Below are 12,887 nucleotides of genomic sequence, written 5' to 3' on the forward strand. Positions count from 1 at the left end.
AGTTCCACCACGTGCGGTTCAGCTCGGATCGTCGTCGGCAACGGTCTTGGGCAGGCCGGTCCCCATCGGGTCGAGCAGGGCGGTGGTGCGCGAACCCCATCGCTCGTGCGCGGATTGACGGGTCATCCCGGCGGCCTTGCCGATGGTCGCCCACGTCGCTCCCTGAAAGCGCAGACCGAGAACGGTTTCGATGCCGTCCAGGCCGGCAGCGAGCTGTATACGAAGACTCAGTAGGTGCCAGGCCAGGGTTCGCTGGTGGGGAATGTCCGTGCCTTGTTCGGCGTCCCAATCCGCTGTGCCGGGAAGCGGCCCGGTGCCGATGATTTCGTCGGCGTGACGGCTTGCTTCGGCGGCCGCAGCCGTTATCACCGCGCGAGCAGCGGCGTCGATATCCGCACCGACGGCGCGTTCGACAAGTTCCATGACTACCTTCCATTTCTGTCAGGTATAGCCTGACAGGCAGTGGACGTGGCGTCAAGAATTACCTGACACGGGGTGGCGCACGCGGAGCAAGCCGACGTGCCACCGGGTGCTCGGATCGATCGACTCGACGACGAAGAACAGATGGTCCTCAGCATCAAACTCGACGCGCCGAGCGGCGGCCTGGGACTGGACGACACGACCCGTACAGGGCAAGCAATTGAGGCCGAGTTCGACACAGTGTTCACTCGGGCCGTCGAGAAGGTTCGCCGCCTCACCCGAACCCTGTCGATCCCGCACGGAGCAGCGCTGCGAGATGAGGGATGTCGGTGGCTGAAATGTCCCAGCTGCCTGTTGGCGCGAGGTCATCGGTCTGGTGCGGCCCGTGTTCGACGGGCCGGAGAATGAACGCTGTAGCCAGTCCTGTGGCGTGAGCGGCTTCGAGGTCGTCGTTGTGGGCGGCGGCGAGCATGACTTCACCCGGGTCAAGACCGAGGAACTGTGCTGTCTGCAAGTAGGCCTGGGGATCGGGCTTGTATTTCCGGTTGATGTCGGAGCCGATGATCACGTCCCACGGGATTCCGGCGTTCTTGGCCATGTCGAGCAGAAGTGAGGTGTTGCCGTTCGAGAGCGGGCCGATGATGTACTCCGCCTTGAGTGCCGTGAGACCTGGCACGCTGTCGGGCCAGGGGGTGAGCACATGCCAGGCGCGCGCGAGCTCGTCGAGCTCTCCGACATCGTGATTCGTGGGGTCGATGCCCGATTCGCGGAGCACGACGTCGAGGTTCTCGCGGTGCAAGATATCGAGAGTCACGAACTCGCGGGTGCCGGAAAGGATCGCGTCCATCGACGGCTGGTAGCGGGCGCGCCACCGGTCGGCGAATGCCACTGCGTCCACCCCGAGCTGATGGCGCGCCGCGTAGTCCGCGACAGCGGTGGCGATACCGGTGCGCCAATCGACAACGGTGCCAAAGGTATCGAACAACACGGCGCGAACATTGCGTCCCGTCGACGGGGACCGGAACGGCACACCAGCCATGGGCGTCCTCTCGACTCGAACGAACGACGTCGCATCAGGATAGTGCCGTCATGCAAGGTCGTCGGCGAATCGAGCGGAGCGCCCGTGGGTGAGCGTCTGCTTCAGTACCGGGAGTAGTGCTGTCCACTCACCTGGTCACCGGCGCAGATGCACTTACGTTCGAGGCTTCGCGCCGAGGTCACGGCACAGAACCGAATCCCGAGCTCGTCGTGGGAATCCGCGCTGTGTGGGCATGCCGTGCACGACGCCTCCGATTCCACCACCAGCGCGGAGCTCGGAGACTCGGACACGAGGAAATTGGACACATCAGTCGGGTTCGACGCCATGGCGGCGCTCCAGTTCTCGGCCTTTCGACTGCAGGCCGGTGTGGGCGCCGAGGACGACATGGCATGACCGCGCATATTCGAATAACCCTCGACAACCACCACGCTACCCCCTCACGGCCCAACCCCGCCCCGTCACCATTTCGTGACCTCGCCAGACGCACGCGTCGACCGACTGATCGGGCGGGCACCCTCGGCAGGGACTGATGGCGGCACGAACCACGGCGGGCGGGGGCATTTCCGCAGGTACAGGACATACTGGTAGTAACGGACCTGGTCCTGCCCGCGATATAGATCAGCTAAGCCGAAAACGTCCGACCCCAGAGGCAATCGCCGTTGGTTGCCGTCGGGAGGTTCTAGTAAGTGGATACCAGGAACAGGAGCGACGCGACCGCTCGCAGTCGTCCCCATGCCTTCCCGCTGACTCCCGCGCAGCGCGGAATCTGGCTGGCCCAGCGCCTTGCCCCCGACGTCCCGAGGTGCATCGCACAGTACGTCGAGGTGCGCGGCGCCCTGGACCTCGCCGTCCTCGACGAAGCCTCGGTGACCGCGGGCCGCGAGTCCGAGTCGGCGTTCCTCCGGGTGTTCGAGATCGACGGGGAGCCGTTCCAGACCGTCGACCCGACCCTTGACCTGTCGACCGGATTTGTCGACCTCGGTGGTGCGGACGATCCCACCGCAGCCGCTCACGCGTGGATGACGCGGGATTACACCGCGCCGCTCGATCCCACCCGGGACCGGCTGGCGACGTCGACGGTGTTACGAGTCGGTAACGATCACTACTTGTGGTACAGCAGAATTCACCATATCGCGCTGGACGGGTACGGAGCGATGACGCTCATGAACCGGATCGCCGCGCTGTACACCGCCCGCGTGGAGGACCGGACGCCGGAACCTGCCGGTGCCGCAGATCTGCGCACCCTTCACCGCCTCGACGAGGCGTACCGGTCGTCGACGCGCTACGAGTCCGATCGCGCCTACTGGCGGGAGCACCTCGCCGGCCGCCGTACCAACTCGAGCCTGTCCCCGACGGTGGCACCCGCCGTCGCGGAAAGCAGCCTCGAGACGGCCACCTTGTCTGCGTCCGCGACGGAGCGACTGGACAGTTCCGGCGAACGGCTCGGTGTGCCACCGGCGACCGTCGTGATCGCCACCTTCGGCACGTATCTGGCCCGGATGACCGGACGGGACGACGTGCTCGTCGACCTCCCGGTGTCGGGCCGCACGACCGTGCTGCTGCAGCGATCGGGCGGGATGCTCGTCGGACTCGCTCCATTGCAGGTCTCCACCGCACCCGACGACACGGTGGCCACTCTCACCCGCCGGGTACACCACGAAATTCTGGGTGCTCTTCGTCATCAGCGCTTCACGCTGGAGGACATCCGGCGCGAGACGGACGCGACGGACTCGCTGTCCGGGCCGATGGTCAACGTCATGCTCTTCCGCCCCCGGATCCGGTTCGGACCGCTCACCGGAGACTTTCACGTGGTCACCTCGGGGCCGGTGGCGGATCTGCTGGTCAATGTGTACCGCACCGCCGCTGCCGGGCGGATGGTCGTCGAGTTCCGCGGGAACCCCCACCGCTACTCCCGGGACGAATTGGCTCGTCACCTTCGGTCGTTCGTGGGCCTCCTCGAGGAGTTCCTCGCGGCAGATCCCGGCGATCCCGTGGCAGGGGTGCACGCGGAGACCGCACACGAAGGTGTGCGGAGTCGCAGGCGCACAGCAGATCTGGACTACTGGCGGACGATGCTCGCCGACCTGCCCCACGACACGCCTCTTCCCCGCGACTACACGCGCCGCGCAGGTACCGTCGACAGGCTCCGCGAGCACGTCGAGGCGCACGTGACCGCGGACCTGCATCACCGGATCGAGAACCTCGGACGGGACTGCCGGTTCGCTGCCTACACCGTTTCGCATGCGGCCCTCACGGCACTGCTCGCTCGTCTCGGCGGAGTCCGCGACGTCGTCCTCGGGACACCGGCGGGCGCACGCGGATGGCCCCTCCTTCTGCGCACGAGGGTCGACGGCACGGAATCGTTCACCGAACTCCTCGAGCGCACACGCACCACCGAACTCGGTGCGTTCACGCACGCCGACGTCACCTTCGACGAGGTCGCCGCCGCGCTCACGTTTCCAGCACCCTCCACGGGCCGGCAGCCGTTCCAGGTCGCGTTCGACGTGCAGGCCGGCGATCACCCGCACGAACCCGATAGCCGGTCCGACGAAGCCGCCGACCTCTGGATCCACATCGTCGAACGCCCCGGCCGGGCCGGGCTCGACCTCCGACTGACCTTCGTGCGGGAGTTCTTCGAGCCGTCGACGATCCGCGGATTCGCCGACCGTCTGGTCCGCGTGCTCGACCAGGTCACGGCACACCCCGACATCCCGGTCAGGGATTTCGACCTGTTGAGTTCCGCCGAACGGCGCCGGCTCGTGCCCGCGCGCGGCGATCCGGGAGTTCCGCCGCGCACGCTGCCCGACCTCCTGGTAGATGCGGCGCACCGCGACCCCGACGCGATCGCCGTCGTCGACGCTGCAGGTGGCGGCATCGGCGTCACGTACCGCCAGCTGGACGACGACTCCACCCGGCTCGCTCGCCTTCTCCTCGCCCGGGGTGCCGGCCCTGAAACAGTAGTCGCCCTCGCGCTCCCGAGATCCGCTGATCTCGTCCGCGCCGTGTGGGCGGTCGCGAAGTCCGGGGCCGCCTTCCTGCCCGTCGATCCCGGATACCCCGAAGCCCGCATCACGCACATGCTCACCGATTCCGGTGCGACGCTCGGGGTCACGGTCGGTCGTCACCGGGACGACCTACCCGGTGTCATCGAGTGGATCGAACTACACGACCGTCACGTCGAGGACACCCTCTCCGAGCACACGGACACACCGGTCGGCGACGCCGACCGCCCCCGACCGCTGCGGTCGGACCATCCGGCCTATCTCATATACACGTCGGGATCGACCGGCGTCCCCAAAGGGGTGGTCGTGACCCACCGCGGGATCGCGAATCTGATTGCCGCACAGATTGAAGGGCTCGACGTGCCGCCGACCGGGAGGGTGGCCCAGTTCGCGTCGCCGAGCTTCGACGCCTCACTGTTCGAGCTGCTCGCGGCTGTCGGATCCGGTGCGCGCGTGGTGATCGTCCCGCCCGAAGTGGTCGGGGGCGCGGAACTGGAGCGCATACTCACCGAGCATCGGGTCACCCACGCCGTACTCACGCCGACCACCCTCGCCACGCTCGATCCCCTTGGCGTGCCAACCCTGTCGCATCTCACCGTCGCCGGCGAAGCCTGCCCGCCTGAAGTCGCGTCGACATGGACGGCGGGTCGCCGCGTCGTCAACGCCTACGGGCCCACCGAGGCGACGATCATGGCGACCATCAGCGCACCTTTGGTGCCGGATGAGCCGGTCACCCTCGGACCACCGGTGCGCGGGTTCGAGGTCGTCGTGCTCGACGACCGGTTGCGCCCGGTGCCGCCGGGAACCGTCGGCGAGCTGTACCTCGCGGGCCCCGGCCTCGCGCGCGGCTACCGAAACCGTGCCGGACTCGATGCCGCCCGTTTCGTGGCCGCGCCCTTCGGGTCGCCGGGGACGCGGATGTACCGGACCGGCGATCTCGTGCGATGGCGCGTCCGGGACGAGGAGGATCCATCCACCGCCGCCGACCTCACCTACGTCGGGCGCAGCGACTTCCAGGTGAAGGTCCGCGGTTTTCGCATCGAACTCGGTGAGATCGAGGCAGTCCTGCGGGCCGACCCGAGCGTGGGGTTCGCCGTCGCAACTGCCGCGACCGACCCGCGCACGCGAGATGCCGCGGTGATCGCCTACGTTCACCCGACCGAAGGGCGGCGCGTCGATGTCGGGGAGGTGCACCGTCGGCTCGCGCGCACACTGCCCGCGCACATGCTCCCTGCCGCGGTCGTCCCCGTCGACGTCATTCCGCGCACCCCGAGCGGCAAGCTGGACCGTGCCGCACTCCCGGTGCCGACGTTCGCCCCGCGGAGCGGCGCCGGCCACCGCCGGCCACGCACGCCGACGGAAGACACGATCGCGTCGGTGTTCGAGACCGTGCTCGGTGTCGCGGGTGTCGGTGCAGACGACGACTACGTCGATCTCGGCGGAGGTTCCCTGGCGGCCACCCGGGTGGTAGCACGGCTGAGTTCTGCGCTGGAAACGTCGCTGGATGTCCGCGACCTCTTCGAACACCCGACGGTCGCCGCACTCGCCGATGTCGTCGAGAGCCGGCGCGGCGATGGCTCCGAGCGGTCTCCCCTCCGCCGGTTCCCCCGTCCCGCCAGGATTCCGCTCTCCCCGGCCCAGGAACGGATGTGGTTCGTCAACCAGTACGACCCGCACTCCCCGGCCTACGACATTCCGCTGGTCGTCCGGCTCACCGGGCACCTCGACGTCGGTGCCCTCGTCGCAGCGATCGCAGATATCGTCGAACGGCACGAGTCGCTTCGCACGGTGTACCCGGCCTCGGACGACGGACCACATCAGGTGATCCTGCCCGCCGAACGGGCGCAGCCCCGGGTCGAGACCGTGCGGGTCGACAATCCGACCGACCTCGACGCACACGTCGCCCGGGCCGCGGCCGCGCCGTTCGACGTCACCGTCGATGCGCCGCTCCGAGCGTCTCTGTTCACGATCGGTGGCACCGACCACGTGCTGGCCCTGGTGATCCATCACATCGCGGCCGACGGTGCGTCGGCTGGTCCGCTCGCTCGTGACCTCTCCGCCGCCTATCGTGCCCGGGTCGACGGACGCGCCCCCGCCTGGGAACCGCCGGCAGTCCAGTACGTGGACTACGCCTTGTGGCAACACGCAGTGTTGGGTCGGCCCACCGATCCCGACAGCCTCGCGTCGCGGCAACTCGACTATTGGAGTGAGTCGCTCCGGGGATCGCCGCCCCTTCTCGCGCTGCCGACCGACCATCCCCGCCCACAGCGGCGGTCCCTGCACGGCGGCCGAGTGGACTTCCACCTGCCTCCGGAGCTGCACGCCGGCATGCGGGCACTGTCCCGAACCTGTACGTCCACACTCTTCATGACGTGTCACGCAGCGCTGGCAGTCGTGCTCGCCCGGCTCGCCGGCACCTACGATGTGAGCATCGGCACCCCGGTCGCGGGTCGTGGGGAGCCCGCACTCGACGACGTGGTGGGCATGTTCGTCAACACGCTCGTGCTGCGCACCCGCATTGATCCCGAGGCGGGCTTCGCGGACACCATACGCACCGTGCGGGATGTGGACCTGGGGGCGTTCGCACACGCCGACTATCCGTTCGAGAAATTGGTGGACGCCCTCGAACCCGAACGCACGGAGAGTCGTTCACCGTTGTTCCAGGTTCTCCTCGAGTTCCAGAACGTCCTGCCGGCCGGACACGAGGCGCGGGAGCTCGACCTGCCCGGTCTGCACGTCACGGCCGTCGGCTACGACCCGAAGATCTGTAAGTTCGACCTGCAGGTGTGGCTCAGTGAACGCCGCGATGACGGCGGGGCGCCGCAGGGAATCGACGGCGGAATCGTATACGCCACCGACCTGTTCGACGAAGAGACGGTGCGTGGGCTCGCCGACCGACTCGTCCGCGTCCTGAAGATCGTGACCACGGAGCCGGACACCGTGGTCGGGAACATCGATCTGCTCACCGACCGGGAACGTGACGTCGCCCTCCGTTCGTGGACCGCGCCGGACGAACCGGGCCCCGCGACGACTCTGCCCGAGGAATTTGCCCGGACGGCGGCACGGCAACCAGACGCCGTCGCGCTGTCGTTCGCGGGTGACACGCTGTCGTACGGCGAACTCGCCGACCGGGTGAACCGAATCGCCCGGCTGCTCCACGACCACGGAGCGGAACCGGAACGCCTCGTCGCCGTGGCGATTCCCCATTCGATGGACTACGTCGCCGTCACACTGGGCGTGCTCGCGGCAGGGGGCGTGTGTCTACCACTCGATCCCGGATGGGCGTCGCCCACGCAACTCTCCCGGACGATCCCCGACGTCGACGCCGCGATACTTGTGACGACATCCGCTGTGGAAGAACATTTTCCCCACGGTCACGTTCCCACCCTCGTCCTCGACGCGCCCGGCACCGTCGCCGACCTCGCGCGCAGGTCGGGGCACCCCCTCGCCGCCGTCGACGTCGGCGCCGGTCCCAGCCCGGACGCAGCCGCCTACGTCCTGCTCACACGCGGGTCGACCGCGCTACCGAAACCGGTATCAGTGACTCACCGTGCAGTACTGTCGGCACTGGCACGTCCCGCCGTCACGGCCGGCGAGGTCTGGGCAATGGTCCCGACCTTCGCACCGGGCGTCACCGTCCTGACCCCGTGGAGCGCATTCCTCCACGGAGGTCGGCTGGAGGTGGTCGACGACGCTACTGCCTCCTCACCGTCCGCGCTGGCCGACCTGGTGCACCGCCGCGGCGTCACCATGCTCGCCCAGACCCCGGCCGCGTACGAGCACCTGTCCCGAGCAAGGGAATCCGCACCCGGGGCAGACGAGCTTCGCTCGGTCCTGCTCACCGGTGACCCCGTCGGCGCCGCGGTCGTGGCTGCCCCCGAAGTCGTCGCCGTCTACGCGTCCGTCGAGACCGTGTGGTTCGCCGCAGCCACGGATCTCGCACCGGAATCCGGTGCCGACCGGATGGGGTACCGGCCCGGGCCGGGCCGGAGATTCGCGGTTCTCGACGACCGCCTTCAGCCTGTCCCGCCCGGCGTCGTCGGCGCGTTGTACATCGGTGGACCCGCACTGGCTCGGGGCTACCACTGCCGGGCCAGTGCGACGAGCACCCACTTCGTGGCGAGCCCCTTCGGCCCGACCGGCGAACGCATGTTCCGCACCGGCGATGCCGCTCGCATCACGCCGAACGGAAGCCTGAACATTCTGTGGCGCCGCGATTTCCAGACGGAACTGCGCGGATACCGAATCCCGCTCGGTGACATCGACACCGTCCTCACCGCGCATCCGCAGGTCGCGAACGCAGTCACCGTCGACCACACCCCGCGCGCCGGACAACCCGCCCTTGTGACGTATGTCGTGCCGGCACCCGGATCCGCGCCGGCCATCTCCGATATCCGCGCCCACGCCGCGATGATCCTGCCCCCGCCCTGGGTGCCGGGCACGGTCGTCGTCCTCGACCGACTGCCCGTCACCGAGACCGGGGACGTCGACCTCGACGCCCTTCCCGTTCCCGAGGAACTCCGGCACTCCCCCGTCTACCACGCCCCGGCCACCCCGACCGAGAGGACGGTGTCGAAGGTGATCGCCCAGGTTCTCGGCATCGGTGGCGTCGGTGTCGACGACAACTTCTTCGAACTGGGTGGCACGTCCCTCGACGCGGCAAAAGTCGTCGCCCGAATCGATTCGGGGTGCGGGACCCGACTCGGGATCCGTTCCCTGTTCGAGGCGCCCACGGTGCGCGGACTCGCCGCCGTGCTCGACGCGAGCGAGGTGCACCCGGATCGACCCGCTCTGGGCCCCCGGGTCCATACCGAACCTGCACCGGTGTCGTTCGCGCAGCGGCGGATGTGGTTCGTCAACCAGTTCGACGTGACGTCGGCCGTCTACAACGTTCCGATGGTGGTCCGGCTGACGGGTCGCCTCGACGTCGCCGCGCTGCGCGCTGCCCTCCTCGACGTCCTCGTTCGGCACGAACCGTTGCGGACCCTCTATCCCTTGACCGACACCGGACCGGTGCAGGTCGTCGTCCCCGCCGAGAGCGTGTCGGTCGATCTGGCGCCGATTCCCGTGGCCGATGCAGCGCATGTATCCGGCCCCATCGACGAAGTTGTCGCCGAGGGGTTCGACGTCACGGTCCGTCCGCCGGTTCGCGTCCGACTGTGGCAACTCGACGACCGCGACCACGTCCTGGCTGTCGTCGTGCACCACATCGTCGCCGACGGGGCATCGCTGGTCCCCCTGGCGCGCGACCTCTCCACCGCCTACACCGCGCGCCGCGCCGGCCGCGCTCCCGTGTGGGAGCCGTTGCCCGTGCAGTTCTCGGACTTCTCGGTGTGGCAGCGGGAGGTCCTCGGGTCCGTGACCAACCCGGCGTCGCCGGTGGCACGGCAACTCGACTTCTGGCGCACGGCGCTCGCGGATCTTCCCGAACGGTTGGAGTTGCCGCTGGATCGGCCGCGTCCCGCCACCGCGTCGTACCGGGCCGCAGCGGTGCCGTTCGTGATGCCCGAGACGACGTATCGCCGGCTCGTCGACTTCGCCGGTTCCCACCACACGACGACGTTCGTCGTGATCCACGCGGCCCTGGCCGTGTTGCTGTCCCGGCTCGCCGCCACCACGGACGTCGTCGTCGGGTCGCCGACCGCCGGCCGCGGCGAACAGGCGCTCGATCCCCTGGTCGGTATGTTCGTCGGCACTCTCGTTCTGCGCACGACCGTCGATCCGGCGTCACCGTTCGGTGCCGTCGTGGCGGCGGTGCGCGATGCCGATCTGGCGGCTTTCGCGCACGCCGACATTCCGTTCGAAACCCTCGTGGACGAACTTCACCCACCACGTTCGGCGGCCAGTCATCCGTTGTTCCAGGTAATGCTGTCGTTCCAGAACATCGAGCCGCCACGCCTCGAACTGCCCGGCCTCGAAGTGCATGTCGCGGACCTCGACCCCCGAGTGTCGCCGTTCGACCTGAATGTGGTGTTGCGTGAACAACCGGCCGAGGAAGGTTCGGTGACAGGTATCAGCGGACAGATCGTCTATGCCACCGACCTGTTCGACGCCGGCACGATCAGTGCATTCTCCGCCCGGCTCCTTCGGGTGATCACCGCAGCCGTGACAGATCCCGAGGCGGTGGTAGGTGACATCGACATCCTCGACGACGCCGAGCGCGGGCTCGTCCTCGACCGGTGGAACGCCACGGCCCACGACCTTCCGGCCGCGACGATAGTGGACCTGTTCGAGGCACGGGTCGCGGCGGCACCCGATGCACCGGCCGTTCGCTGTGAGGATCGAATCCTCACTTACGCCGAACTCGACACCTGGTCGACCCGCCTGGCGCGCTCCTTCCTCGTCCGCGGGATCGGCGCCGAATCCATTGTGGCCCTCATGCTCCCGCGATCCTTCGAGATGCTCGCCGCGATGTACGCGGTGGTCAAGTCCGGTGCTGCGGTGCTCGCCCTCGATCCCGGCCACCCCACCGACCGCCTCGAATCACTGATCGACACCGCGTCGGCGGCTCTCGTCGTCACCACCGCCGACGCCGACCTACCCGCTCCGGCCGGGGTTCCGGTGGCGCGGTTCGACGACATCGACCGCGAGGCCCGAGACGCCGCACCGGTGACCGACGCGGACCGGGGCGCACCACTACACCCCGACAACCTGGCCTACGTGGTCTACACATCCGGCTCGACCGGCACACCCAAAGGGGTGGCGGTATCCCACGCGGCAATCGCGAACCAGCTGGCCTGGTCGCAGGCTCATCTGCCGCTACACGAGCGTGACCGCACCGTGCAGAAGGCGCCGATCGCCTTCGACGTCGCCATCTGGGAGTGTTTCGCGGCTCTCTGTTCAGGAAGCATCCTGGTCCTCCTGCGCCCGGATCGGCAGCTCGACCTCGACTATCTGTCCGGCCTCCTCGACGACACGCAGATCACAGTGGTGGAGTTCGTGCCCTCCCTACTCGACGTGTTCGTCAACGATCATCGGCACTCCTTCCCCGGGTCCCTGCGCCGGGTCCTGACCGGGGGTGAGGCGATCAGTGCACGGACGGCGAGCAGCGTGCTTGCGCAGGGTGTCCGCCTCGGCAACATGTATGGTCCCGCGGAGGCGGCCGTGACAGCGACGTACCACGACGTCGCAGCCGACCAACCTGCCCCCGCTGTGCCCATCGGGTCGCCGGTGTGGAATACACAGGTGTATGTCGTCGACGGCCGGCTGCACCCCGTCGTCCCCGGGGTGACCGGCGAAATGTATCTCGGCGGAGCTCAGTTGGCGCGGGGGTATCTCGGCAGGCCCGGGATCACGGCCGGTCGGTTCGTCGCGAATCCGTTCGGCGTCCCCGGCTCCCGCATGTACCGAACCGGAGACCTTGCCCGCTGGAACCCCGATGGACAGCTGGACTACCACGGCCGCACCGACTTCCAGGTTCAGCTGCACGGCTACCGCGTCGAGCCCGGCGAGGTCGAATCCGCCCTCCTGCGTCACCCCGGGATCTCGCAGGCCGTGGTAGTGCCGCGAGCCGATCGCAACGGCGCACACCATCTCGTCGGATACGTCGTCCCCGTCCCCGGCATCGACGTTGCAGAGGAGGAACTGCTCGACCACACGAGGTCACTTCTTCCCTCGCACATGGTTCCGTCCGCGGTGATCTCACTGTCCACCCTGCCGTTGACGCCCCACGGGAAGGTAGACCGGAACGCGCTCCCAGCCCTGGACTTCACGACCCGCGCCGCGGAATTCCGCTCGGCTGGAACAGCTGTCGAAGAGTCGTTGGTCGCCCTCGTCGGCGACGTGCTCGGCCTCGAGTCCCTAGGCGTCGACGACTCGTTCTTCGCGCTCGGTGGCGACAGCATCATGGCCATCCAGTTGGTGGCACGCGCGAAGACCGCCGGGCTGGCACTCGCTCCGCGGGATGTGTTCGAGTACAGAACGATCGCCCGGCTCGCGCGCGCGATCTCCACACGGCCGGAGCCGAGCGCGGTCCTCTCCGAGCTTCCGGGCGGAGGGATCGGGTCGTTCCCGCTGCCACCGGCAGCGCGGTGGTTGCTCGAGCGCGGTGGCAACCTCGACACGTACTGCCAATCGGTCCTGCTCACCGCGCCACCCGACCTGGACACCGACACCCTCACCGCCACCGTGCAGACAGTCCTCGACCACCACGACATGCTCCGAGCCCGACTCCGGCGCGGAACAACGGACGAAGACACGGTGTTGGAGGTCCTGGCCGCCGACCAGGCTCCACGGGTCGCGTCGCTGATCCGCCGGGTCGCACTCGATGATCCGGCCGACCTGAAGGGCCGGGCCGAGGTCGAGTCCCGTGCTGCCGCCGCACGTTTGGATCCCGAAAACGGGATCATGCTCCAACTCGTCTGGCTCGACCCCCGCACCCAACCCGGACACCTCCTCCTCACCATCCACCACCTCGCCACCGACGG

At 68.4% G+C, this 12,887-nt stretch carries 4 protein-coding genes; 1 reads left to right on the forward strand and 3 read right to left on the reverse strand.

Annotated elements, in window-relative coordinates; all coding sequences use genetic code 11:
• Positions 1-18: 18 nt before the first annotated feature.
• The 3 genes from ACNJ7E_RS12705 to ACNJ7E_RS12715 form a co-directional block, all read right to left on the reverse strand.
• Positions 19-423: a hypothetical protein gene (locus ACNJ7E_RS12705; RefSeq protein WP_418340043.1), complete on the reverse strand. Its 405-nt coding sequence runs from the start codon at positions 421-423 to the stop codon at positions 19-21.
• A gap of 271 nt (positions 424-694) precedes the next feature.
• A complete protein-coding gene (locus tag ACNJ7E_RS12710; protein ID WP_418340044.1) occupies positions 695-1,459 on the reverse strand; it encodes a haloacid dehalogenase type II in 765 nt (254 codons plus the stop codon).
• Positions 1,460-1,560: 101 nt separating this feature from the next.
• Positions 1,561-1,785, reverse strand: a complete 225-nt coding sequence (locus ACNJ7E_RS12715; RefSeq protein ID WP_280784505.1) for an RGCVC family protein — start codon at positions 1,783-1,785, stop codon at positions 1,561-1,563.
• A 360-nt stretch (positions 1,786-2,145) separates the two neighbouring features.
• Between ACNJ7E_RS12715 and ACNJ7E_RS12720 the strand changes: the two genes are divergently transcribed.
• On the forward strand, positions 2,146-12,887 hold a 10,742-nt coding region (locus tag ACNJ7E_RS12720), incomplete at its 3' end, for an amino acid adenylation domain-containing protein (RefSeq protein WP_418340045.1).

This window comes from Rhodococcus mengyinensis, assembly GCF_048381435.1.
GTDB lineage: Bacteria > Actinomycetota > Actinomycetes > Mycobacteriales > Mycobacteriaceae > Rhodococcus_F > Rhodococcus_F opacus_D.

Bases quoted from the DNA above. Each gene is read 5' to 3' on its own strand.
- ACNJ7E_RS12715 (WP_280784505.1), bottom strand. From the start codon at position 1,785: ATGGCGTCGAACCCGACTGATGTGTCCAATTTCCTCGTGTCCGAGTCT.
- ACNJ7E_RS12705 (WP_418340043.1), bottom strand. From the start codon at position 423: ATGGAACTTGTCGAACGCGCCGTCGGTGCGGATATCGACGCCGCTGCT.
- ACNJ7E_RS12710 (WP_418340044.1), bottom strand. From the start codon at position 1,459: ATGGCTGGTGTGCCGTTCCGGTCCCCGTCGACGGGACGCAATGTTCGC.